Below are 25,887 nucleotides of genomic sequence, written 5' to 3'. Positions count from 1 at the left end.
AATTACTTGTCAGATAACCAGCGTGCTGCGTCTTTAGCATGATACGTTACAATTAAATCCGCTCCTGCACGCTTCATGCTAATTAATTTTTCAAGAACAATCTCTTTTTCATTTACCCAGCCGTTTTGAGCTGCCGCTTTAATCATTGAATATTCACCGCTCACATTATAAGCCACTACCGGTAAATTAAACGTATTTTTCACATCGCGCATAATATCTAAATATGATAGAGCTGGTTTTACAATTAAGAAATCTGCTCCTTCTTCGACATCAGATTCTGCTTCTCGAAGTGCTTCTAAGCGATTGGCTGGGTCCATTTGATATGTTTTACGGTCTCCAAATTGAGGAGAAGAATGCGCTGCATCGCGGAATGGTCCGTAAAAAGCAGATGCATATTTAACTGCATAAGACATCACGGGCACATCTTCAAATCCACCTTCGTCTAGACCGTGGCGAATAGCTGCCACGAAACCGTCCATCATGTTTGAAGGCGCAATAATATCCGCTCCTGCTTTAGCTTGACTAACCGCTGTACGCGCTAATAAGTCAAGGCTAGGATCGTTTAAGATTTTTCCGTCTTCAATTACACCACAGTGGCCATGATCTGTGTATTGACATAAGCATGTATCTGCGATAACAACAAAGTCTGGAAAATTTTCTTTAATTTGACGAATACCTTTTTGGACAATTCCGTGGTCATGGTATGCCTGTGAGCCCACCGCATCTTTTTCAGCGGGAACACCAAATACCATAGCTGACTTGATTCCTAAATCGACTAACTCTTGGATTTCATCATTCAAGTAGTCTAAAGAAATTTGATCCACACCTGGCATTGATTTTACAGCATTTCTTTTTTGTTCACCTTCTACAATAAAAATAGGATATATAAAGTCTTCAGGATGTAAATGTGTTTCGCGTACAAGCGCACGCATATTTACAGAATTACGAAGACGACGATGACGTGTAAATTGTAAATCTTTCATGTTAAAATCCTCCTTTATTATTCAAAACAACTAACCAACATATCTATCATACCATTTATTGTGTATGTGTTAGGAACAAGATGCTTAATTCCATATTCGCTCGCTGTCTGACTCGTAATAGGACCGATGCAAACAACTTTGGTTCTATTTATAAGCTCAAGCCAATTCGGAATATCTTTAACTGACTCGACAAAAAATCTCACTGTAGAAGAACTTGTAAAAGTAATGGCATCAATTCCTGTTTCTAAATGTTGCTTAACCAAGCGTTCAGAGTCTTGATTTCGAATGGTCTGATATACAACTAGATCCGTTACCTCACACTCTTTTAACCCATCTTTTAAAACAGAGCGGGCTAATTGTCCTCGTACAAGGAGAACTCGCTCGTGATGTGACACATTTGCTTTTAACGACTCAAGAAGTGATTCCGCAACGTATTCTTTTGGAACAAGTTGCACATTAACATCGTGTTTTTCTAGCAATTTTGCGGTTTTTTCTCCAACCGCAGCCACTTTTAATCTTTTTAAAACACTCCAACTGATATTTAACTCTTTTAGCCATTCAAAGAAAAAAGAAATGCCGTTTTGACTTGTAAAAACAATCCAATCAAAACAGTCAATCGACAGCAGGACATCTTCCACTTCTTTTTCATTGTTAGAACGTACGAACGTGAGGACTGGTAAGCTTAAAGGTATGCCTCCAAGCTTTTTAACCTGTGCTGCAAATGAATGAGCCTGCTTCGCTTCTCTTGTAATCAAAACTTTTTTCAAAAAAAGAGGAGCCTCATGACTCATTATTTGTCCAGCTCCTCTTTTACACGGTCAATTAAAAGCTTAGCTCCTTGAGATGTTAAGCGCTCAGCAGCTTCTGAACCGATAGCAACGGGGTCTTTTCCCGTAATGTGCTCTTTGTAAATCGTTTTGCCATCAGGAGACGCAACTAGCGACGTTAGCTCAATGTTTCCGCCGTCCAATATACGCCCATAACCCGCAATCGGCACTTGGCATCCGCCTTCCATCTCTTTTAAAAATACGCGTTCAGCTCTAACAGCACGAGCGGTTTCATCATGATTTAGAGCTTGAAGAAGCGATAATAATTCATGGTCATTTTCTCGGCATTCGATAGCTAAAGCTCCTTGTCCCACAGCGGGAACACTTATTTCCGGCTCTAGGTACTGAGTGACCGTATCTTTCGACCAGCCCATACGAGATAACCCTGCAGCTGCCAAGATAATCGCATCGTAATCTTCATTTTTTAATTTCTCTAGGCGTGTGTCGATATTTCCTCGAATCCATTTAATTTCGATATCTGAACGCATAGATAGAAGCTGTGCCCCTCGACGCAAGCTGCTTGTCCCAATCACAGCACCGCTTGGTAGCTCCTCAAATCGCTCGCCATTTTTTGAAATAAGCGCATCACGATGATCTTCTCGTAAAGGAATACATCCAATCGTTAATCCTTCTGGCAAAACAGCCGGCATATCTTTCATACTATGAACGGCCATATCAATTTCTTTATCTAACATGGCTTGTTCAATTTCTTTTACAAAAAGACCTTTACCGCCTACTTTGGACAGCGTTACATTTAAAATTTGGTCCCCTTTTGTAACCATTTCTTTAATTTCAAACTCAAAAGGAAGACCTTGTTTTTTTAACTGTTCAATGACCCACTTGGTCTGTGTTAACGCAAGTTTGCTTCGACGAGAGCCGACAATAATTTTTCGCATGTTGTCCTCCTAATTACGAACCCCAAAAGTGAAAATTCGATAAACTGCCAAATAAAAAGAAATTAATAAGTAAGACTAAGAACAATCCAATATTCCACATTGCGATTGCCTTTCCTTGAATACCTCTACGCAGTCTAGCATACAAGTAAGCGCTGTATGCAACAAACATTAAAAATGAACCTAACACTTTTGTATCGTACCAATGAAAATCTACGTATTTAATATAAGCCCATATGATTCCTAAGATTAACGAAAGCAATAACAGCGGTACACCAATTAAAATTAATACATAGGACATGTAATCTAGCTTTGTTAAATCTTCAATTCTTAGCAAGCGCTTGCCCCACTTCTTCTTTTTCAATAAATTATACTGAACAAGATACAGAGCGGAAAAAACAAAAGAGACTGAAAAAGCGCCATAAGATAAAATAGCCATAGTAATATGAATGATTAATAATTCTGACACAAGGCGCTCCGACTGGACAGCAGTGTATGTTTCAAGTGGAGCAAACGTATGAATAGCCATAATTAAGAAACCAATCACATTTGTAAAAAACACCATAAAATCAACGCGGAACAGGCGATTAATCACAAGTGAAAGAGTAATTAAGACCCACGCGTAAAAATACAGCCCTTCAGAAACGGTAAGAATAGGAAACCTTCCCGTCTCAAACATTCGTAAAATTAAAAAGGCTGTTTGCAAAACCCACACAATAGAAAGTAACCAGAAGGCTATCGAGTTTGCCTTCCGGTTATTTTGTACAAAATCAATAAAATATAATAAAACGCTCACCGCGTATAAAATCACAATCAATTCATAGATTCTGGTTAATTCCATATCAACCATTATTCAATCCTCACTTAAGACTGATAAGCTACTGAATGAGACGTAATCGATGTATGAAGCTGCTCTTCTTTTTCTTTTTGTAAAGCAACTTCCTGTTCAATATTAAAAATTTTCATGAACAGCTCTAAAGACTCTTCAGCATGTTTCTCTCCAGCCAATTCTTTCGCGTGTAAAATTGGATCGCGAAGAAGTTGATTAATTATACTTTTTGTATGTTTATTTAAAACTTTGCGCTCACGCTCAGATAAATCTGGAAGCTTACGATCAATGCTTTTCATCGTTTCAGCTTGAATGGTAAGTGCTTTTTGACGAAGTGCAGAAATAACAGGCACAACGCCTAATGTACCAAGCCAAGACTTGAAAGCAACAATTTCAGCTTCAAGCATAATTTCAATTTCATCCGCAGCTTTTTGACGCTCTTGCAAATTGGATTCTACAATCCCGTTTAAATCGTCGATATCATATAAAAAGACCGTCTCTAGCTCGTCTAGTTCTGGATCTAAGTCACGCGGAACGGCGATGTCTACCATAAACAATGGACGACCTTTACGCGTACGCTCGGCTTCACTCATCATTTGTTTCGTTACTACATAGTCATTAGCCCCTGTTGAACTAATTAAGATATCTGCTTCGCTTAAAGCATGTTGAAGATCAGCAAACGGTTTGGCTTCTCCAGAAAAACGGTTTGCTAGCTCTTGTGCCTTTTCAAATGTTCGATTCACTACCGTTACTTTTTTAGCTCCGCTGCCATATAAATTCTGTACGGCAAGCTGACCCATTTTTCCCGCACCAAGAATCAACACATGTTTGGATGATAAGTCTCCAAAAATCTTTTTAGCAAGCTCTACAGCTGCATAGCTGACAGAAACTGCATTCGCACCAATTTCTGTTTCATGATGAGCTTTTTTGGCTAATGTCACAGCTTGTTTAAACAGCTGATTAAAAACCGTTCCAATTGTTTCTTCTTCTTGAGCAAGCAAAAAGCTTGAACGCACTTGTCCAAGAATTTGTGTTTCACCAATCACCATTGAATCTAATCCACATGCTACTCGGTATAAATGTTCGATGGCTCCATCATTTTCATAGATGGTTAAATAAGGCGAAAACTCTTCTTTATCTATTCCGAACCATTCAGCTAAAAATGCTTTTACATAATAACGGCCCGTGTGTAATTGATCAACAACAGCATAAATTTCCGTACGATTGCATGTTGAAACAATGATGTTTTCCAAAATACTTTTTTGGCCGCTTAACGTTTTCATGGCAGCTGCTAGTTCTTGCTCATTAAAACTAAGCTTTTCTCTTATTTCAACAGGGGCTGTTCGAAAGTTTAAGCCGACTGCTATAATATGCATTTGTACATACCCCCTATAATTGAAATGTGCTTATTTATCCGAATTTGACGGGCAGTAACCCCTAAATTTCCAAAGAGCTACAGTGAGATAACTGCCCGTAAAATCCGGCGTTCTTCATTCTACTATTCGTAAAAAGCGGCGGACATTACACAGGTGTAAGCTTCGCCTTATCTCTAACTATTATAACATGTTCTATAAGTCATTCGAAAAAAAAATGTGAACAGTCTTTGAAAACATGTGTTAAGATATTAACTGTTATTCCGTAATAAATTGTATCAAAAAAGCAGCGTTTTATCACGTTTTCTGTTTTGAAACACCTGGAGGTTACTATGAAAAAGCAATCAATGTTTTTTGGTGTCTTACTAGTTGGATTTGGAATCTTTTTCTTACTGAATGAACTACATATGAGCATTGCAGCAAAGGTATACACGTGGCCTGTACTGTTAATTTTAATAGGAGCAGCCCTGTTAACTGAGTCTGCTTTATCTCAAGATCATTCAAACTTGCTTGCAAGCTACATATTAATCACTTTAGGTATTCATTTCTATGTAAGTGAACAAATTCCCTTTTGGCCTACGAATATTAGCATGGTCGTTTTTATGGTGGCCATTAGCTTTTTACTCAGTGCTAGAAAAGCCAAATCAGGCTTTTTCCAAGGCGGCACCCTTTTAATTATTGCCATTTTAATGATGTTTTCAGACCGTCTTAAACTATTTTTGCCAAAAGTTGAAGACGGCGTAAATTATTTAACAACCTTCTGGCCTATTTTATTGTTACTAGTTGGGCTATATTTATTATTTTTCAAACGAAAGTAATCTATGTAAACAAGTTAAAAAAATGGAACGTTTGACTCACTTCCTGTTAGAGTGATGATAAACGTTCCATTTTTTTAGATTCTATTCCTTTGTTTAGTGAGTCATGCGATACTGCAAAGATTTCCACGCTTTATCTTTTCCTTCACCTGTTTCAGATGAGAAATGAATTAATTCATCATTTGGATCTAAGTCCAGCGTTTCTCTCACTACTTTTAAGTGCTTTTGCCATTTTCCTTTAGGAATTTTATCAGCTTTCGTCGCAATAACCATAACGGGAAGGTCATGGTGCTTCAAAAACTCATACATCATAACGTCATCCTTTGAAGGGGCATGGCGTAGATCAACAATCATTAACACAGCTTTAAGCTGCTCACGATTTGTTAAATACGTTTCAATCATTTTCCCCCATGCTTCACGCTCTTTTTTAGACACTTTTGCAAATCCGTAGCCAGGTACGTCTACAAAGTGAAGGATTTCATTAATTAAAAAGAAGTTAAGCGTTTGAGTTTTTCCGGGCTTAGACGACGTACGCGCTAAGCTTTTGCGATTGAGCATCTTGTTAATAAAAGATGATTTCCCTACATTTGAACGGCCTGCTAACGCAAACTCTGGCAGGTTTTCTTTAGGATATTGTTCAGGGCGTACGGCACTGATGACAATATCGGCTTGAGTTACTTTCATTTTACCTCTCCTACTAGCGCATGTTCCAATACTTGGTCCACATGTGACACAAGAACGATGTCTAATTCCTCTTGTACACTGTCAGGGATATCTTCAATATCACGTTCATTATCATGAGGGATTAATATTTTAGTTAATCCGGCACGATGTGCACTAAGTGACTTTTCTTTTAAACCGCCGATTGGTAATACGCGACCTCTTAGTGTAATTTCTCCTGTCATTCCTACTTCTCTGCGCACTGGTTTACCCGTTAGTGCTGATACTAGAGCAGTGGCAATGGTAATTCCTGCAGAAGGTCCATCCTTTGGTACAGCTCCTTCTGGAACATGGATATGAATATCATGTTTTTCATAAAACTTTTCATCAATTCCTAGTTTCTCTGTATTTGAACGCACGTAGCTAAATGCTGCCTGAGCTGATTCTTTCATTACGTCTCCAAGCTTTCCGGTTAGCACTAGTCTTCCTTTACCAGGGGACAAGCTTACTTCAATGGCTAGCGTGTCTCCTCCTACAGTTGTGTAAGCAAGACCTGTAGCAACGCCGACTTGATCTTCCGTCTCAGCCTGTCCGTAACGGAACCTAGGCTTACCAAGGAATTCTTCAAGCGTTTTGGCCGTCACCACCACGCGCTTTTTCTCGCCAGAGACTACGATACGAGCTGCTTTTCGGCAAATGGAAGCAATTTCGCGTTCAAGGTTACGAACACCGGCTTCTCTCGTATATAAACGGATGATTGCTGTTAACGCGTCATCGCGAATCTGCAAATTGCCCTTTTGCAATCCGTGATTTTCTAGCTGGCGCAGCAATAGGTGACGCTTCGCGATTTCAAGCTTTTCCAGCTCCGTGTAACCAGCAATTTGAATAATTTCCATTCGATCGCGCAACGGCCCCGGAATCGTAGCTAAGTTATTAGCTGTAGCCACGAACATCACTTTTGATAAATCATACGTTTCTTCTATATAGTGATCGCTGAAATTATGGTTTTGTTCAGGATCCAATACTTCTAACAAAGCAGAAGACGGGTCTCCACGGAAATCATTTGACATTTTATCGATTTCATCAAGCAGAAATACCGGATTAATCGTTCCTGCTTTTTTCATTCCTTGAATAATGCGTCCAGGCATAGCTCCCACGTACGTGCGACGATGACCGCGGATTTCTGACTCATCTCTCACGCCGCCTAGAGACACTCGTACAAAATGACGATCTAGAGACGTAGCAATTGAACGGGCTAGGGATGTTTTCCCTACGCCAGGAGGTCCTGCTAAACATAAAATAGGGCCTTTAAGAGATTTTGTCAACTGCTGCACAGCTAGATACTCTAATACGCGTTCCTTCACTTTTTCAAGGCCATAGTGCTCATCGTTCAGCACTTGTTCAGCATTATGAATATTGAGCGTATCTTCCGTTTCATTTGTCCAAGGTAGCGCAATCAACCACTCGATATAATTTCGAATGACTGAGCTTTCAGCGGAGGTAGCAGGAATTTTTTCATAGCGATCCAATTCTTTAAACGCCACTTGTTTGACATGGTCCGTCATCCCACTTGCTTCAATTTTTTCGCGAAGTGTTGCTACTTCTCCCGTCTTTCCTTCTTTGTCTCCAAGCTCTTTTTGAATCGCCTTCATTTGCTCACGAAGATAATACTCTTTCTGAGTGCGTTCCATTGATTTCTTTACACGCTGTCCAATTTTTTTCTCCAGCTGCAAAACTTCTTGCTCGTCTTGAATATGAGAAATGATCGTATTTAATCTTTCTTTCACATCAGTTATTTCTAAAATTTCTTGTTTAAGCTGAATTTTTATTGGTAAATGAGAGGCTACAATATCCGCTAATCTTCCTGGTTCTTCAATGTCGCTTACGGTTGAAAGAGTTTCAACGGACACCTTTTTGGAAAGTTTTATGTATTGTTCGAAATAGTCTAAAAGCGTGCGCATCAGCGCTTTATCTTCTACATCAACCTGATGTTCTTCGTTTTGCTTTTCCACGTGCACAACAAAATATTCTTCGCTGTCTTCAAATTCTGTAACGGTTACGCGATTTAGTCCTTCTACTAAGACGCGCATCGTTCCATTCGGCAGCTTTAGCATTTGTTTAATCTTTGCTAACGTACCGGTTCTATATAAATCCTCTTTTGTTGGTTCATCGATACCCATATCTTTTTGTGATACTAAACAAACTAAGTGATCATCCATCATTGCTTTTTCTAATGCTTGCACAGATTTATCTCGCCCAACATCTAAATGAAGCACCATTGTCGGATAGACGATCAAACCTCGTAAAGGCAATAGCGGCATTGTCAATTTTTCTTTTTCTGCCATGCAATGAACACCTCCAATGCTCGTCAATTAAAGTATGTAAAGTGTGAATTCTTTTAACAATTTTATCTCATTTGTATACACATGTCTAACAATAGTAATTACTAATTGTACCATGAGAAAGAATTAAAAGGCAAAATATATCTTTTTAAGCTCTTTTCATAAAAAAACGCCTTTTTCGTTGTCTATGTATAAAGGTTTTATACGCGAAAAAGGCGATGAATATTCATCTGACCATTAATTTTTAATTATCATGATAGAATTAGCTAGATTCTCTATTTGAAATAGCTGGATCTACCGACAAATGTGCAACATGCTCATGTATAGACAATAGTGCTTGTTCGAACACCTCTGTTAAATGATGGACAGGAATAATATCGATACCTTTTACCTTTTCTACCATTGCATTCATATTTTCCTTTGGCACAATCACCGTCTGAACGCCCGCTTGTTTTGCTGCCTTGATTTTTGGAATCACACCGCCAATTGGCTTTACGTTGCCGTGCAGACCAATTTCTCCTGTCATTGCTACCGTATGTTTAATTGGCACTTCATAAATCGCTGAGTAGATCCCTGTTGCCATCGCAATACCAGCAGAAGGTCCATCAATTGGCACGCCTCCCGGAAAGTTTACATGAATATCATACTCATCGGCTGGAACATCCATTGAACGAAGAACCGTTATGACATTTTCAATTGAGCTTTTAGCCATACTTTTACGGCGGATAGACTTCCCTTGAGTCCCTATACTTTCCTCTTCAACGATACCTGTAATAATAATGTTCCCTTTCTCTTTTGCAGGAATCGCTTTGACTTCAATTTCTAAAAGTGCTCCAGAGTTGGGCCCGTACACCGCTAATCCATTAATAAGTCCCACTTTTTCCTCATCTGCAATTTTCGGATCGTGTCTTGGAGATAGTTGACTAGAATGAACAATCCATTCAATATCTTCATTTTTAATGTCCGTTCGTTCCTCTGATATCGCTAATCCAGCCGCAATTTGCATCATATTAACCGTTTCACGTCCATTGCGTGCATATGTAGAAAAAAGAGATAAACCTTCTTCTGATATATCCATTCTTACTTTATTTGCTGCTTTTTTTGCAACTGTAATAATTTCGTCACGATCAAGCTCACGGAAAAATACCTCTACGCATCTGGAACGAATGGCAGGCGGAATTTCATTAGGCGTTCTAGTCGTCGCACCAATCAAGCGAAAGTCTGCTGGCAACCCATTTTGAAAAATATCGTGAATATGTGTCGGGATTTGTGTGTTTTCTTCGCTGTAATAGGCGCTTTCCATAAACACTTTTCGATCTTCTAGAACCTTTAACAGCTTATTCATCTGAATAGGATGGAGCTCTCCAATTTCATCAATAAATAAAATTCCCCCGTGTGCATCTGTAACCGCTCCTTGTTTTGGCTGCGGAATTCCAGCTTGGCCCATGGCACCTGCTCCTTGGTAAATAGGATCATGAACAGACCCAATCAAAGGATCAGCAATGCCTCGCTCATCAAAACGCGCCGTAGTTGCATCTAACTCTACAAATACAGCCGATTGTTTGAAAGGTGATTTTTTATTTTTTTTTGCTTCTTCTAACACTAAACGTGCTGCTGCTGTTTTTCCTACTCCAGGCGGCCCGTATACAATCACGTGCTGTGGATTAGGGCCGCAAAGGGCAGCCTTTAGTGACCGAATTCCATCCTCTTGTCCGACAATATCGGAGAAGCTAGACGGCCTCACACGTTCAGCAAGCGGCTCAGTTAAAGAGATGGCTCTCATTTTCTGCAATTGCTCCATTTCTTTCTTTGAATCCCGGTCAATTGAGACTTTTTGCGTACGCTGATTGCGTAATAAATTCCAAAAATATAAGCCAATGATGATACCAAAAAAGAGTTGGACCATTAAGGCAATATTCGTCCAGTTCATAGATAAACCTCCTGCGCAGTTTAGTAAGATAATTATCAGTTATTATCTCCCTGCAGCAGTAGGAATAAACAAGATTCTAGTAAAAAGTAAAATTTAGTTGTGCTTCATCAACAGAAAAAAGCCGGATACTCAATTTGAGTACCCGGCTTTTTTTATGCTGATGTTTTGCTGCCTTCTTGAATAGTAGATCCGTCTTCTAATACGAACTTAGGAGCCGCTTGATCACGAACAGTTTCACCTGTGATAATACATTTTGTAATATCATCACGTGAAGGAAGATCAAACATTACATCTAACATAATACCTTCAATGATTGAACGTAGACCACGAGCACCTGTTTTACGCTCGATTGCTTTTTTAGAAATTTCTACTAAAGCCTCGTCTTCGAACTCAAGTTCAACGTCATCAAGTTCAAGCATTTTTTGATATTGTTTCACTAGTGCATTTTTCGGTTTTGTTAAAATCTCAACTAGCGCTTCTTCATCAAGAGGCACTAAGCTAGCAGTAACCGGTAAACGACCAATAAACTCTGGAATTAAACCAAATTTTAATAAATCTTCCGGTAATACTTTTGCTAGTAACTCTTTTTCTGTAAAGTCTTGTTGTTTTGTTTCTGAACCGAAACCAATTACTTTTTTACCTAGACGACGCTTAATAATAGGTTCGATTCCGTCAAATGCACCACCGCAAATAAATAAAATATTTGTTGTATCAATTTGAATAAATTCTTGATGAGGGTGTTTACGTCCACCTTGAGGAGGAACACTTGCTACAGTACCTTCTAAGATTTTAAGAAGAGCCTGCTGCACACCTTCACCTGATACATCACGTGTAATAGATGGGTTTTCAGACTTACGCGCTACTTTATCAATTTCATCGATGTAGATGATACCTTTTTCAGCTTTCTCCACATCGTAATCAGCTGATTGAATTAATTTTAATAAGATGTTTTCAACATCTTCTCCTACATAACCCGCTTCTGTTAGAGATGTTGCATCTGCAATCGCAAACGGTACGTTTAAAATACGAGCCAATGTTTGAGCTAGTAAAGTTTTACCGCTTCCTGTAGGTCCAATTAATGCAATATTACTTTTTGATAACTCAACGTCATCAATTTTACTGTTTGAATTGATTCGTTTGTAATGGTTGTATACCGCAACGGATAACGATTTTTTCGCATCCTCTTGACCAATTACATACTCATCTAAAATGTCACGAATTTCTTTTGGTTTTGGTACATCTTTAAATTCTACTTCTTCTTCTGTACCTAACTCTTCTTCTACGATTTCCGTGCAAAGTTCAATACATTCATCGCATATGTAAACACCTGGACCCGCAACTAACTTGCGTACTTGTTCTTGTGTTTTACCACAAAATGAGCATTTTAACTGCCCTTTTTCATCGTTAAATTTAAACATAATTTTCACCCCTTGTAGTATTTACTAAAGTGCTCGAAGCTGATTTCTATCCGCGCTATAGCCCAACAACATGAACAACTCATCTATTTGTAGGTAAATGCCCCTCTTTATCACATAGTAAAAGCGCTATGAAAAGATTTGTATTGCATTTTACCATACATTTTCTTGAATAGATACTAAAACGTTTTATGTATATGTTGTTGATGAGCATAACAGAATGGAGATCTGCTATTATATAGTGTCCTCTTATTGGGCCTATTTCATAACCACGGATTTCAAACAATGGGTTAAAGCTGCTTCTACGGTGTTGGTTATGATATAAAAAAACTATTGAAGTTTATAAAACAAGGCACGATCAAGTCGCGCCTTGTTTCTTACTTACTATTATGCAACAGCTTTGCTGTTTTCTACAAGAAATTCAACTGCTTTACGTACTTTCATGTCTTCTTTAATGCTATCAAGACTGCCAAGCACTTTCTTAATTTCTTCGACAGGCATGTTGTACATTCCTGCCATGTTTTCTAATTCTTTTTCTACTTCTTCTTCGCTTACTTCAAGATTTTCAGCTTTTGAAATAGCTTCTAGCGTTAAGTTGATTTTCACACGCTTTTCAGCATCCGGACGCATTTGGTCGCGAAGAGCTTTTTCATCTTGACCTGAGAATTGGAAGTAAAGTTCAAGGTTAAGACCTTGCATTTGTAAACGTTGTTCAAACTCTTGCATCATACGATCCATTTCAGTATTGAACATTGCTTCTGGAATTTCTACTTCAGCGTTTTCAGCAGCTTTTTCTACTAAAGTGTCGCGAAGAGCTGATTCCGCTTGATTCTCTTTATCGCTTTGTAATTTTTCTTTTGTTTTTGCTTTTAACGCTTCTAAAGTTTCTACTTCTTCATCTACGTCTTTTGCAAACTCATCGTCTAAAGCTGGAAGCTCTTTAGATTTGATTTCGTGTAATTTCACTTTGAATTTAGCAGCTTTACCAGCTAGCTCTTCAGCGTGATACTCTTCAGGGAATGTTACTTCCACTTCTTTTTCAGCGCCTACTTCAAGACCAACTAGTTGCTCTTCAAAGCCAGGGATGAATGTGTTAGAACCGATTTCTAAAGAATAGTTTTCGCCTTTTCCGCCTTCGAATGCTTCGCCATCAACGAAACCTTCAAAGTCGATTACAGCTGTATCACCTTCAGCTACAGTTCCTTCTTCTTTAACAACTAGTTCAGCGTGACGCTCTTGAAGTGTTTTTAATTCTGATTCAACGTCTTCGTCTGTTACAGTTGTATCTACTTTTTCTACTTCTAAGTTTTTGTATTCGCCTAATTTAACTTCAGGCTTAACAGTTACTTTAGCAGTGAAAACTAGAGGTTGTCCTTTTTCGATTGTTTCAACATCGATTTCTGGACGATCAACCGGCTCGATACCAGCTTCAACAATTGCATTGCTGTAAGCCTCAGGTAATAAGATGTCTAGTGCATCTTGGTATAAAGATTCTACGCCAAAACGTTTTTCGAAAAGTGGACGAGGCATTTTACCTTTACGGAACCCTGGTACGTTTACTTGTTTTACAACTTTTGTGAATGCTTTATCTAAGGCTTTATCAAACTCAGCAGCTTCAACTTCTACTGTTAAAACGCCTTGATTTCCTTCTTGTTTTTCCCATTTTGCAGACATGAATGTTTCCCTCCAAAATCATTTTAAGTAGTGATTTCTAAATTAGATAATGCAGATAGCCTATCAGTTCAACCCTCAATCATTATCTATTTAACTCCCTATTACTTTAAAGTAAGTAGGAATGTAATGTAAAGATGAAATTCTACTATACGTATTTAAGTGCATTTTACAACCATTATATTATAACATACAACAATGACGTTTCAACTAAACACCACATTTTATATAAAAGAAATTTCTTCAATTTCTTTTAGCTCTTTAATTGCCTTTCTTAATTCAGCTGCGGAGAAACTTCCGTCTTCCTCTGCTACAGCTGCATCTGACTCTTCTCCTTGCATCAACAGACTAATAGCATACACCGCTTCTGTCCAAAGTTTTACATTATCACCCGGTAAAAACGGAAATGTAATAAATAAATGACGCTGCCATATCTCAACGGCAACCTGCAGCAATGTAGGATTTTCATGTTCCAGCTTTTCCGTCAGCTGCGCTTCTACTTGCTCGGCAAAAAAATACGGTGTTGTTCGTTGAAGCTGAAGCGCATTTACTTTTTTCGTCTCTCCAAACTTAGTAATCATAAAATCAATGTCTACTTCTTCTTCCATGACTGTTTTTAAAGCGACTGTTTTTACGATAGGGTGAACAGCTTCGGATGAAAATAGCTGTTCCAGAAAGAAGCGCTGCTTTTCAATTCTCTTTGTTTTTAATGAATGAACCCATTCAAGCTGATCTTGAATATTGTCTAGAGCTGTGAATGATTTAAACTGCTCTAGCTGTTCTTCTTCTGTTTGTTCTTCTATGACTTGTTCTTGATTCATTCTATTCTTACAGAACTCCAATAGCTGATAAAGCTGTTCAGCATGTTCAGAAGGGAGTTTGTGTTCTTGAATAACTGCTTGTAGAGTGACATATCCTTCATGATAGTGACCAAGCTGAATTAACACCATGAGGTACATTTGCAAATTATGATAATAATCGCCAATATCTTCTTTCAGCATTTGCTCACATAATTCCTTAGCTATGCCTGCATCACCGAGCTCCACGTGACAAATAACAAGGCCAAGCAAAATTTCATGATGCTTATTATCAAGTTCGTAGGCCTGCTCAAATAAAGGAAGTGCTTCTTGAAATTGCTTGTGCTGCATATGATCTGTAGCTTTTTCAACCAACCGTTCTTTTAATAGAGGAAAAGCTACAATTTTGTTTTGTTGTTCATTCGACATGTTTTCTCCCCACTTCGCGGTCCATTTGCTTTACAGTTTAGCAATTCGATTAACGGAACGCAAAAAAATCGAGCAAAATCATAATTTTGCTCGATTTTTGGTTAATATCTTACCGTTTTTGCTTCATAAGCAGAAATGTCGTCTTCAAAAGAAAGCGTATAGCCAATTTCATCATATCCGTTAACAAGCATATATTTCCAATGGCCATTGATATCAAACGTACGTTCAAAACCTGCTTCATCGGTAATTTTTTGCTGATGAAGATCGATTGTACAGGCGTAAGAAGCACTTTGAGACTCTTTCATTAAATAGGAAACATCTTCTTTTGGTAAAACAATAGGTGAAATACCATTTTTTAGACAGTTTTGTTTAAAAATATCCGCAAATGAAGGTGCGATAATAGCACGAAACCCGTAGTCTAAAAGCGCCCATGGAGCGTGTTCACGTGACGAACCACATCCGAAGTTCTCGTCGGCTACAAGAATTGTTGCTCCTTGATTTTGAGGCTGATTTAATTCAAACGTTTCATTTAACGTCTCATCTTCATTATATCGCCAATCAAAAAATAGAAATTGGCCAAAGCCAGTACGCTCAATTCTTTTCAAAAATTGCTTTGGGATAATTTGATCAGTATCTACGTTTGCTCGGTCGAGACCTGCTACTTTCCCTGTATGGATTGTAAAAGCATTCATCTGTGTTCTCCTCCTTATCGCACCGCTTGTTCTTGTAGTTTGCGTACATCAACAAAATGTCCATATACCGCTGCCGCTGCTGCCATTACCGGGCTTACTAAATGCGTTCTGGCGCCTTTTCCTTGACGTCCTTCAAAATTCCGGTTAGAAGTGGACGCACAGTGTTCGCCTTGTGGAACTAAGTCAGAGTTCATGCCTAGACACATGCTGCAGCCGGAGTCTCTCCAATCAAAACCTGCTTCAATAAAAATAGCAGATAGCCCTTCTTCTTCAGCCACTCGTTTTACTTTTTGAGAACCTGGTACAATGATCGCTCGCACATCTGGTGACACTTTCTTTCCTTTAATAAATGCTGCCACGTCACGAAGATCAGACAAACGAGCATTTGTACATGAACCGATAAATACATGCTGAACTGGAATCTCTTCTATTGCCATGCCAGGCTGTAAGCCCATATACTCAAGTGCTCGTGACAAAGACTTTCTCTCAGCTTCTGTTTTACACTCTTCTAATGTAGGAACTTGCTTGCTAACATAAGAACTCATCGCCGGGTTTGTTCCCCATGTTACAACAGGTTCAATTGTATCTGCATCAATTTCCAGCGTTTCATCGTACGTTGCACCTTCATCTGTTGCTAAAGCTGCCCAAGCTTCCACTGCTTTTTCAAACTGTTCTCCTTTAGGAGCATACTGACGTCCTTTAATATAAGAGAACGTGACATCGTCTGGACTGATTAAACCAGCTTTTGCACCGGCTTCAATAGACATATTACAAATGGTCATGCGCTCTTCCATTGAAAGATCGCGAATACATTCGCCCGTAAATTCCACGATTGAACCCGTTCCAAAATTCACGCCGAATTTTTGAATTATTGCTAACACAATGTCCTTAGCATAAACGCCAGGCTGCTTTTTTCCATTCACTTTCACTTGTAGCGTTTTTGGTTTCGCTTGCCATAGCGTTTGTGTTGCTAAAACATGCTCTACCTCACTAGTTCCTATCCCAAAAGCAAGCGCTCCAAATGCACCGTGAGTAGATGTATGACTATCTCCGCACACAATGGTTTTTCCAGGCTGAGTTAATCCTAATTCCGGTCCAATGATATGCACAATTCCTTGCTCTTCACTTGTTAAATCTAAAAGCTTCACACCAAACTCATGACAGTTTTCAGATAGTTTGTCTACTTGTTTCTTTGCAATCGGATCTTTAATATTAAAACGGTCAACCGTTGGAATGTTGTGATCCATTGTAGCAAACGTTAAGTCTGGACGCTTCACTTGGCGATTTGCCACGCGAAGACCTTCAAATGCTTGAGGAGACGTTACTTCATGAATAAGATGAAGATCGATATATAATAAGTCAGGCTTCCCCTCTTCTCGACGTACAACATGTTGTTCCCAAAGCTTATCAATAATTGTTTTTGGTTTCATACTGCTCCTCCTTTCTGATTATGAAAAACGTTTCTCACAAAACGTGAGAAACGCATGATTAACTGTAAGCTGTCATAATGCTTGAAATGGCAGAATCATTGGCAATTACCGCAGTTATCGCCTCCACCATTTTATCGGTACCTAAATAATGATTACCGTCTGCTAAGTCAGCTGTTCGATGACCTGCATGTAATACACTTTCAACCGCTTGTTCAATCACTGCTGCTTCTTTTTCTAATCCAAATGAATGTCTAAGCAACATTGCTGCAGATAAAATAGCAGCAATCGGATTAGCTTTGTTTTGACCAGCAATATCTGGTGCAGAACCGTGAACCGGTTCGTATAGAGACGGACCATCAGCCGTTAAGCTGGCAGATGGCAACATTCCTAACGATCCTGTCAGCATAGAAGCCTCATCACTCAAAATATCACCAAACATATTTTCAGTTACCACTACATCAAAATACTTCGGATTACGAATTAACTGCATAGCAGCTGAATCTACAAGCATATGCTCAAGCTCTACATCCGGGTAGTCTTTTGCTACTTCTTCAGCTACTTCACGCCACACTCTACTAGACTCAAGCACATTCGCTTTATCAACAGACGTTACTTTTTTACGTCGATTTACAGCCGTGTCAAATGCTTGGCGAATAATTCTTTCTATTTCTGTACGCTTATAAAATAATGTGTCGACAACTGTTTCTTCATTTCCTTCTGTTCGGCGCTCGCTAGGCTTACCAAAATATAAGCCTCCTGTTAGCTCACGGACGATAATGAAGTCAACACCTTCAATGTATTCTTTTTTCAGAGGAGAGGCATCCGCTAAGCTATCATAAAATGTCACCGGACGAAGATTAGCATATAAATCCAGTTCTTTTCGAATAGCTAGCAAACCTTTTTCCGGTCGCAAATGTGAAGGGTTACGATCCCATTTTGGCCCTCCAACCGATCCAAGTAATACAGCATCTGCCTGCTTACAAGTCTCAATTGTACTTTCTGGAAGAGGGGTGCCCGCCTCATCAATTGCAGCTCCGCCAATTAGTCCATACGTAAACTCAAATTGATGATCAAAGCGCTCTCCAATTGCTTTTAAAACGGCAACAGCGCCTTTGGTTACTTCTGTTCCTACGCCGTCACCCGGTAATACAGCGACTTTTTTTGTCATGGTGGTCTCTCCCTTCAGTTCACATTACTTCTTGCTTTGTACGATGCTGCTGAATAGCGATTAAACGATTAATGGCGTTCAGATATGCTTTCGCTGATGATTCTAATACGTCAAATGCTACTCCGCGTCCGCTTGCTTCAGTTCCTTCGCTTTCAACCTTCACAAATACTTCAGCCAGTGCATCCGGCCCACCGTTAATAGACTGAATACGATAGTCTAATAGTTTTACATCTTGTTCAACACAGCGCTGTAGGGTATTATAGATAGCTTCCACGCTTCCAGATCCCGTAGCTGCTTCTTGAATCTCTTCGCCGTTTTCTTTGCGAAGCGTAATCGTAGCCGTTGGAATATTGTTCGTACCATACTGAACTTGCAGACTTTCAAGCTTATATTCACTGTCTTTGCTAACTTGCTTTTGAATGACTAATGCCAATAAATCATCATCGGTAATGTCTTTTTTCTTATCTGCTAAGTCTTTAAACTTCTCAAAAAGCACGTTTGCTTCTGTATCTTCCAATGTGAATCCAAGCTCTACTAAGCGTGTACGGAACGCATGACGACCTGAGTGTTTACCAAGCACAATTGGATTTTGTTTAACACCCACAAGTTCTGGGGAAATAATCTCATATGTTAACGGATTTTTTAAGACGCCATCTTGGTGAATACCTGATTCATGAGCAAAAGCATTTTTTCCGACAATTGCTTTATTTGGTGCAATATTCATTCCGGTAAGCTTACTGATAATGTCACTCGTACGCTTAATTTCAGGCAAGATAAGACCTGTGCTCGCTTTATAGAAATCTTGACGGACATGAAGCGCAAGTGCTACTTCTTCAAGAGCTGCGTTACCCGCACGTTCTCCGATTCCGTTAATCGTTCCTTCAATTTGAGTAGCTCCTGCTTCAATCGCAGCCATTGAATTGGCCACAGCTAGCCCTAAGTCATCGTGACAGTGAGCTGACAAATCAACTTTATGAATATTTGACACATGTTCTTTTAAGTAATTAAATACTGATTGATAGTCACCAGGAGTGATAAATCCTACTGTATCTGGAATATTAACGACTTTTGCACCAGCATCAATAACTGCTTCTACAATTCTTGCTAAAAACGGTAAATCTGTTCGACATGCATCTTCAGCAGACCATTGAACAACCGGGAATTTTTTACTTGCGTACTTCACCATTTCCACTGCTGTTTCAAGTACTTCATCAGGTGTTTTTTTCAATTTATGCTGCATATGAATTTCGGAAGTAGCGATAAAAACATGCAGTCTTGGTTCTGCACTTTCTTTTAACGCTTCCCATGCAATGTCAATATCTTTTGTAACAGACCTTGCAAGGCCTGTTACAGAAGAATTTTTGACAATAGACGCAATTTCTTTTACGGATTGAAAATCACCTTTTGAAGAAGCGGGAAATCCGGCTTCAATGATGTCGATACCTAATCGCTCTAACTGCTTAGCAATTTCAAGCTTTTCTTGTAGGTTCAAATTGACTCCAGGTGACTGTTCACCATCGCGTAGCGTCGTGTCAAATAGTTTAATTTTTTGCACTAGCGATCACCGCTTCTTTCTTTTGTTTTTTAACAAATGGCATCATTTCACGTAATTGAGCGCCAACTTTTTCAATTAAATGTTCGTTTTCACGGTTATTGATAGCTGTAAATTCCGGACGATTTGCTTGGTTTTCTAGGATCCAGCCCTTTGCAAATTTACCTGTTTGGATATCTTCAAGCACTTTTTTCATTTGTGCTTTTGAACGCTCATCTACAACGCGTGGTCCTGAAACGAAGTCACCCCATTGAGCTGTATCAGAGATTGAATAACGCATGCCTTCCATTCCGCCTTCATACATAAGGTCAACAATTAATTTTAATTCGTGTAAACACTCAAAATATGCAACTTCCGGTTGGTAGCCAGCTTCTACAAGCGTTTCAAAACCAGCTTTAACTAATGAAGTTAACCCACCGCAAAGTACTGCTTGCTCACCGAAAAGATCTGTTTCTGTTTCTTCTTTAAATGTTGTTTCTAATACACCCGCACGAGCTGAACCGATTGCTTTAGCATAAGCTAACGCTACGTCTTTTGCTTCTCCAGTTACATCTTGGAATACTGCGAATAACGCCGGTACGCCAGCTCCTTCTTCATACGTTCTTCTTACAAGGTGACCAGGGCCTTTTGGAGCTACTAAGAATACGTCAACGAATTCAGGTGCTACGATTTGGTTAAAGTGAATGTTGAAACCGTGAGCAAATACTAAAGATTTTCCTGGTTTTAGTCCTGGAAGAATTTCTTCGTTATAAACTTTTGGCTGATACTCATCTGGAAGTAATACCATTACTACTTCTGCTTGTTGAACTGCATCTTTTACAGATAATACAGTGAAACCGTCCTGCTCTGCTTGATCCCATGATTTACCTTTACGTAATCCTACTACCACGTTTACTCCGCTGTCGCGTAAGTTTTGTGCGTGAGCGTGACCTTGTGAACCATAACCTACGATTGCTACTGTTTTACCTTGTAATAATTGATCCTTTGCATCTCCGTTATAATATACCTTTGTCATAATAAATCTCTCCTCTTAGTTTATATAGTTTTATATAGTTTACTTTTTAGTAACTAGCTAGAATTAAATGATTGATGAAAGTTTGGCTGCCGCTTTTTGCGTACCGCGCGGAACAGCTACTGTTCCCGTGCGCGTTACTTCTTTTAATCCATAAGGCTGAAGTAGATCAATCATCGCTTCAATCTTGCTGGATTCACCTGTTACTTGAATAATTAGGCTGTCGCGACTTACATCAATGATGGTTGCACGGAAAGGTTCAATTACTGCATAAAGTTCGTTACGGCTCGCTGGTGTAGAGGCTACTTTCATTAAAGCAAGCTCTCTTGACACCACAGCTTGATCCGTAATATCTTGAACTTTCAACACGTCGATCTGTTTGTTTAACTGCTTGATCACTTGTTCAGCAGCGTTATCATGCTCTACGTTCACAACAAACGTCATGCGTGATACATCCTCAGATTCAGTGTGCCCTACCGAAATACTCTCAATATTGAAATTTCTTTTTGTAAATAACCCCGTTACGCGATTTAAAACGCCCGCACGGTTTAATACAGTTGCTGTAATGATTCGCTTCATGGTTTCACCCCTACCATTTCATGTAATCCTTTTCCAGGTGCAACCATTGGATATACGTTTTCTTTAGGTGCGACAAAGAAATTTAGTAGAACAGGTCCATCTGTTTCCATTGCTTCTTTCAGAGCCGCATGCGCTTCTTCTTCAGTAGAAGCTTGTAAACCTTTAATGTCATAAGCCTCTGCAAGCTTCATTAAATTAGGCTGATTCGGAATTAAAGAGTGTGAGTAGCGTTCTTCATAGAAGATTTCCTGCCACTGACGAACCATACCAAGCGACTGATTGTTGAGTACAACCACTTTTACAGGTAAATTTAATTCTCTAATAACCCCTAATTCTTGAAGCGTCATTTGAAATCCACCGTCACCAACGACTGCTACAACTGTTTTATCTTTATTTGCCAGCTGAGCGCCGATTGCAGAAGGTAATCCAAAGCCCATAGTGCCAAGACCACCTGAAGTTACCCATCGATCTGGATTATTAAATGTGTAGTATTGAGCTACCCACATTTGATGTTGCCCAACGTCCGTTGTAACAACGGCATCTCCATTTGTATACTTGTGAAGCAACTCAACTACTTTTTGTGGTTTTAACACGTCCGCTGAGTTCTGATACCATAATGGATATTCTTGCTTCCACGCCGCTAATTTCTCATGCCATTTCGTATAATCTCCAACTTCTCCTTCTTGCAGAAGCAATTGCTTCAATACTTCTTTTGCATCTCCAACAATTGGAATCTTGGTTGGAACATTCTTTCCAATTTCCGCTGGGTCGATGTCAATGTGAGCAATTTTTGCATTTGGTGCAAAATGCTTTAAGTTACCTGTTACTCGGTCATCAAAGCGTGCACCGATACTAATGAGAAGATCACTCTCATAAATTGCCATGTTTGCTGTGTACGTTCCGTGCATGCCAGCCATTCCTAAATGAAGCGGATGATCTGCAGGAAAACAGCCCAACCCTAAAAGCGTATTAATAACCGGAATATTTTGACGCTCGGCATAATTTTTTAATTCTTCTGAACCTTTACTCAATAACACTCCCGCACCTGCTAGGATAACAGGTTGTTTTGCAGCTGCTACTGCGTCTGTTAATTTTTTAACCTGCAGCTGATTTGGAAAATAAGTTGGCTGATAGCCAGGTAAATCAATTTCTCCTTCGTAGTTAAATGTTCCATCACCCTGTGCCATATCTTTTGGAATGTCGATTAAGACTGGACCAGGTCTTCCTGTTGTCGCAATATGAAATGCCTCTTTGATGATTCTCGGCATATCGCTGATATTGCGTACTTGATAGCTATGTTTTGTAATTGGCATTGTGATCCCTAATACATCTGCTTCTTGGAACGCGTCAGAACCAATTACACTTGAAGCTACTTGACCAGTAAAAACAACTAAAGGAAGTGAGTCAATCATCGCATCTGCCAAACCTGTTACGATATTTGTTGCGCCAGGACCACTTGTTGCGATAACTACACCGGGTTTGCCTGAAATTCTTGCGTACCCTTCTGCTGCGTGAATTCCACCTTGTTCGTGACGAGCAAGTACGTGAAACATTCCTGAACCATATAGCTTATCGTAAATCGGTAAAACGGCTCCCCCGGGGTAACCGAAGATGACGTCAACATTTTCTCTTCTTAGAGATTCAATCAACATGTCAGCTCCATTCATTTGTGCCCCAGTGCTTACAGGTTCTTTCGTTTGCATATTGGCTCCCACTTTTCTCATCCTTTCGTTTTCTAGATAAAAGAAAAAAGACTTCTCACCCCTAAATAGACCCTATCAAATGATATAGGTCAAGGGGCGAAAAGTCTTTTGTACTTTACGCGGTACCACCCTCGTTTGTAATCGTAATGATTACCTTATGAATGTATACTGTACATTCTTTTTGATAACGAGTGCTTTGGAAGTACACTCGGTCGCCCTTACTGAATTTCAGGGTGACACTCTGAGGTGAGTTCATTTTGAGTTGGTAACGTCGGCTTCCAGCAACCCGACTCTCTGTTGATACCTAAACATCAAAACTACTTATCCTCTTCAACGTTTTAAAACGCTATATACTTTTTGAACAATGCTTTACACATCATATTTTAAATTAATTACAATTAATTAAAATTTTTAGAAAACTTATATTTGAGGACTATCTTACGCCCATTTCTATGCATAGTCAACCACTTTTCGAGATTTTTTTAGACAATTTAGACTAAACAGAATATTTGAATGCGTTTTCATTATTGATGTAATAAGGGTTTACAGCAGTTCAAAAAGTTTTTCTGAAACGTTCATTTGTACACACTGAATGAACAAACATTCACTTTGAAGATAAATAAAAAAACCGGCTTTTACTAAAAAGTAAAAGCCGGTTTTTTCCGGACGTCCCAGGAGAGATTCGAACTCCCGACCGACGGCTTAGAAGGCCGTTGCTCTATCCTGCTGAGCTACTGGGACATAATGTTAAAGTGTATCAAAGACAATACTTATTATATTCAAATATAATTTAAAAGTCAACGTTTTTTTGAAATTTTATGAGAAGAGAGGTAAAAAACCTTCTCTTCTCCCTATATTTGGCTATATTATGCTGAAAGTGTACAGGTTAACTGCATGCTAGGAATATGTTTACCGCTTATATCGTAAAACTGCACGGTAGCTTCTGTACCATCCATTACTAGTATAGCATACGTACGTTCTTTTCTCATACGAGGAAGTAACATACTTCCTGGATTAATAAATAAAACTCCGTCCATGAGCTCAGCTCCCGCTATGTGAGAATGCCCAAAACAAACAACGTTTGCCCCGACTTCTCTCGCTTTGTAATGCAAATTCATCATAGACATTTTAACATTATATAAGTGACCGTGTGTAACCAGACACGTAGCTTCTCCAAGCGACTCTACTCGATCATTAACGTAAGATGCATCGTAGTCACAATTTCCTCGAACGCCTAAAAACGCAGACATTTCTTTGCTGTCTTGCGGCAACTCAGAGTCCCCACAATGGATCATCTTATCCACATCAGCATGTCTCTCTCTGATAGTGAGCAGCTCTTCTTGTAACCCGTGGCTATCGCTTACAATTAATAGTTTCACACGTCATCACTCCTTCTAAAATTGCGCATCAATTAGCGGTGCTAGTTCTTTTAACGCATTTGCTCGGTGACTAATCTGATTTTTTTGCCCTTTGGTCAATTCTGCCATGGAGCATCTCCATTTTTCTACAAAGAAAATGGGATCGTACCCAAAACCGTTTTCCCCTCTTTTTTCCTCCAAGATGTGCCCTTCACACGTGCCTTCTACAATTTCGGTTCTCTTTCCGGGCACTGCAATAGCAAGAGCACAATGAAAGCGTGCCGTGCGCTTTTCAAACGGCACGTCATTTAATTTTTGAAGTACCTTCTCTATATTAGCATTATCATCTTTATTTTCACCAGCATAACGCGCGGAATAAACGCCTGGCTCCCCGTTTAAGGCATCAATAGCAAGCCCGGAATCATCGGCAATGACCGGCTTATTTAATGCGGATGAAATGGCCTCTGCTTTTAGCGTGGCATTCTCTGCAAATGTAACGCCCGTTTCTTCCACGTCTTCAATCTCAGGAAAATCAAGAAGCGATTTTACTTTAAATCCCTTCGGTGAGAAAAGTGTTTCAAAATCTTTTACTTTGCCTGCGTTTTTAGTTGCAATAATGATTTCACGCACGTTAATCCCTTACCTTTCTTTAACCGGAATGTAGGCAGCCAGATGATCAAGAACTTCCTTTTGCTGTTCAATCAATTGATAAACACCCTTTTCCCCTAAATCTAGAAGATGGTTTAACTGTTCTCTCGAAAACGTCGATTCCTCTCCCGTTCCCTGTAATTCTACAAACTGTCCGCTTCCTGTCATCACAATATTCATGTCAACTTCCGCTGTCGAATCTTCTTCATAATTTAAATCTAAAATTGAATTTTCTCCATGAATACCTACTGAAGTCGCAGCTAAGTAGTCACGAATAGGAATTTCTGTTAGCTTGTTCTCTTCAACCAGCTTTCCAAACGCTAAAACCATAGCCACAAAAGCACCTGTAATCGATGCTGTTCTTGTACCGCCATCTGCTTGAATAACATCACAATCAATCCAAATTGTCTTTTCTCCGACCTTTTCCAGATCGACTACAGAACGAAGAGCTCGTCCGATTAGACGCTGAATTTCCATTGTTCGTCCTGTGACTTTACCTTTTGATGATTCACGTATATTTCTTTGTGCCGTAGCTCGAGGCAGCATAGAATATTCAGCTGTAATCCATCCTTTTCCTTGTCCACGCATAAAAGGAGGCACTCTGTCGTCTATGCTTGCTGTACAAATAACCTTTGTGTCTCCTACCGAGATTAATACAGATCCTTCTGGATGCTTTAAGTATGAAGTATGAAGAGATACAGGTCTCAATTCATTAAATTCCCTACCGTCCAAACGCATTAAGCATGTCCTCCTATTCATTCATTTATATGTAATAGTCTCT

22 protein-coding genes, 1 tRNA gene and 1 other annotated feature are annotated in these 25,887 nt (G+C 39.3%); of the genes, 1 reads left to right on the top strand and 22 read right to left on the bottom strand.

Annotated elements, in window-relative coordinates:
• Window positions 1-2: 2 nt before the first annotated feature.
• The 5 genes from hemB to hemA are packed head-to-tail and all read right to left on the bottom strand — an operon-like array spanning window position 3 to window position 4,908.
• A complete protein-coding gene (gene hemB / locus AC4NPH_RS12225) occupies window positions 3-983 on the bottom strand; it encodes a porphobilinogen synthase (protein ID WP_013059358.1) in 981 nt (326 codons plus the stop codon).
• 17 nt (window positions 984-1,000) lie between these two features.
• A complete protein-coding gene (locus AC4NPH_RS12220; RefSeq protein ID WP_013059359.1) occupies window positions 1,001-1,774 on the bottom strand; it encodes a uroporphyrinogen-III synthase in 774 nt (257 codons plus the stop codon).
• Window positions 1,774-2,706, bottom strand: a complete 933-nt coding sequence (gene hemC, locus AC4NPH_RS12215) for a hydroxymethylbilane synthase (protein WP_053487758.1) — start codon at window positions 2,704-2,706, stop codon at window positions 1,774-1,776. Before hemC ends, AC4NPH_RS12220 begins: the two co-directional genes overlap by 1 nt.
• Before the next feature lie 13 nt (window positions 2,707-2,719).
• Entirely contained in the window at window positions 2,720-3,553 is an 834-nt protein-coding gene (locus tag AC4NPH_RS12210) for a cytochrome C assembly family protein (protein ID WP_013059361.1), read from the bottom strand.
• Between the two features lie 14 nt (window positions 3,554-3,567).
• Window positions 3,568-4,908: a glutamyl-tRNA reductase gene (gene hemA / locus AC4NPH_RS12205; protein WP_491938768.1), complete on the bottom strand. Its 1,341-nt coding sequence runs from the start codon at window positions 4,906-4,908 to the stop codon at window positions 3,568-3,570.
• A 329-nt stretch (window positions 4,909-5,237) separates the two neighbouring features.
• Here hemA and AC4NPH_RS12200 point away from each other — a divergent pair, with 329 nt between their 5' ends.
• The gene (locus tag AC4NPH_RS12200; protein ID WP_013059363.1) at window positions 5,238-5,723 is read left to right on the top strand and encodes a LiaF transmembrane domain-containing protein; all 486 of its coding nucleotides are present in this window, start codon (window positions 5,238-5,240) and stop codon (window positions 5,721-5,723) included.
• 93 nt (window positions 5,724-5,816) lie between these two features.
• On the opposite strand, the gene yihA is transcribed toward AC4NPH_RS12200, so the two are convergent.
• The 17 genes from yihA to rph all read right to left on the bottom strand — a co-directional run bounded on the left by yihA (window position 5,817) and on the right by rph (window position 25,844).
• A complete protein-coding gene (gene yihA, locus AC4NPH_RS12195) occupies window positions 5,817-6,404 on the bottom strand; it encodes a ribosome biogenesis GTP-binding protein YihA/YsxC (protein ID WP_013059364.1) in 588 nt (195 codons plus the stop codon).
• On the bottom strand, window positions 6,401-8,725 hold the full coding sequence (gene lon / locus AC4NPH_RS12190; protein WP_041816624.1) for an endopeptidase La: 2,325 nt from the start codon (window positions 8,723-8,725) through the stop codon (window positions 6,401-6,403). The genes yihA and lon overlap by 4 nt, the downstream gene beginning before the upstream one ends.
• Before the next feature lie 259 nt (window positions 8,726-8,984).
• Entirely contained in the window at window positions 8,985-10,652 is a 1,668-nt protein-coding gene (gene lonB / locus AC4NPH_RS12185; RefSeq protein WP_063672733.1) for an ATP-dependent protease LonB, read from the bottom strand.
• Window positions 10,653-10,804: 152 nt separating this feature from the next.
• Window positions 10,805-12,070: an ATP-dependent protease ATP-binding subunit ClpX gene (gene clpX / locus AC4NPH_RS12180; protein ID WP_013059367.1), complete on the bottom strand. Its 1,266-nt coding sequence runs from the start codon at window positions 12,068-12,070 to the stop codon at window positions 10,805-10,807.
• 384 nt (window positions 12,071-12,454) lie between these two features.
• Complete coding sequence (gene tig, locus AC4NPH_RS12175; RefSeq protein ID WP_013059368.1) at window positions 12,455-13,741, bottom strand: trigger factor; 1,287 nt, start codon at window positions 13,739-13,741, stop codon at window positions 12,455-12,457.
• A gap of 221 nt (window positions 13,742-13,962) precedes the next feature.
• Window positions 13,963-14,964: a tetratricopeptide repeat protein gene (locus tag AC4NPH_RS12170; RefSeq protein WP_063672735.1), complete on the bottom strand. Its 1,002-nt coding sequence runs from the start codon at window positions 14,962-14,964 to the stop codon at window positions 13,963-13,965.
• Window positions 14,965-15,065: 101 nt separating this feature from the next.
• Window positions 15,066-15,656, bottom strand: a complete 591-nt coding sequence (leuD, locus tag AC4NPH_RS12165; RefSeq protein WP_491938766.1) for a 3-isopropylmalate dehydratase small subunit — start codon at window positions 15,654-15,656, stop codon at window positions 15,066-15,068.
• Between the two features lie 14 nt (window positions 15,657-15,670).
• Complete coding sequence (gene leuC, locus AC4NPH_RS12160; RefSeq protein ID WP_013059371.1) at window positions 15,671-17,086, bottom strand: 3-isopropylmalate dehydratase large subunit; 1,416 nt, start codon at window positions 17,084-17,086, stop codon at window positions 15,671-15,673.
• Window positions 17,087-17,144: 58 nt separating this feature from the next.
• Window positions 17,145-18,254, bottom strand: a complete 1,110-nt coding sequence (gene leuB, locus AC4NPH_RS12155; protein WP_013059372.1) for a 3-isopropylmalate dehydrogenase — start codon at window positions 18,252-18,254, stop codon at window positions 17,145-17,147.
• A 19-nt stretch (window positions 18,255-18,273) separates the two neighbouring features.
• A complete protein-coding gene (locus AC4NPH_RS12150; RefSeq protein WP_025601811.1) occupies window positions 18,274-19,809 on the bottom strand; it encodes a 2-isopropylmalate synthase in 1,536 nt (511 codons plus the stop codon).
• Window positions 19,796-20,821, bottom strand: a complete 1,026-nt coding sequence (gene ilvC, locus AC4NPH_RS12145; RefSeq protein ID WP_013059374.1) for a ketol-acid reductoisomerase — start codon at window positions 20,819-20,821, stop codon at window positions 19,796-19,798. The genes AC4NPH_RS12150 and ilvC overlap by 14 nt, the downstream gene beginning before the upstream one ends.
• 63 nt (window positions 20,822-20,884) lie before the next feature.
• A complete protein-coding gene (gene ilvN / locus AC4NPH_RS12140; RefSeq protein WP_013059375.1) occupies window positions 20,885-21,397 on the bottom strand; it encodes an acetolactate synthase small subunit in 513 nt (170 codons plus the stop codon).
• The gene (gene ilvB, locus AC4NPH_RS12135) at window positions 21,394-23,121 is read right to left on the bottom strand and encodes an acetolactate synthase large subunit (RefSeq protein WP_155660677.1); all 1,728 of its coding nucleotides are present in this window, start codon (window positions 23,119-23,121) and stop codon (window positions 21,394-21,396) included. The genes ilvN and ilvB overlap by 4 nt, the downstream gene beginning before the upstream one ends.
• 68 nt (window positions 23,122-23,189) lie before the next feature.
• Window positions 23,190-23,443 (bottom strand) — a binding site (T-box leader).
• Window positions 23,444-23,767: 324 nt separating this feature from the next.
• Window positions 23,768-23,841 (bottom strand) — tRNA-Arg (locus tag AC4NPH_RS12130).
• Window positions 23,842-23,966: 125 nt separating this feature from the next.
• Window positions 23,967-24,479: a metallophosphoesterase gene (locus AC4NPH_RS12125; protein ID WP_013059377.1), complete on the bottom strand. Its 513-nt coding sequence runs from the start codon at window positions 24,477-24,479 to the stop codon at window positions 23,967-23,969.
• A gap of 15 nt (window positions 24,480-24,494) precedes the next feature.
• Window positions 24,495-25,088 carry an XTP/dITP diphosphatase gene (locus AC4NPH_RS12120; protein ID WP_491938762.1) on the bottom strand — a complete coding sequence of 198 codons (594 nt, stop codon included), beginning with the start codon at window positions 25,086-25,088 and terminating at the stop codon, window positions 24,495-24,497.
• Window positions 25,089-25,097: 9 nt separating this feature from the next.
• On the bottom strand, window positions 25,098-25,844 hold the full coding sequence (gene rph, locus AC4NPH_RS12115) for a ribonuclease PH (RefSeq protein WP_013059379.1): 747 nt from the start codon (window positions 25,842-25,844) through the stop codon (window positions 25,098-25,100).
• Window positions 25,845-25,887 lie beyond the last annotated feature (43 nt).

The sequence above is a fragment of the Priestia sp. MDV22-iso46 genome, from assembly GCF_058629175.1.
The sequence above is the reverse complement of the archived record's forward strand: the minus strand, read 5'-3'. Positions and strand labels throughout refer to the sequence as shown.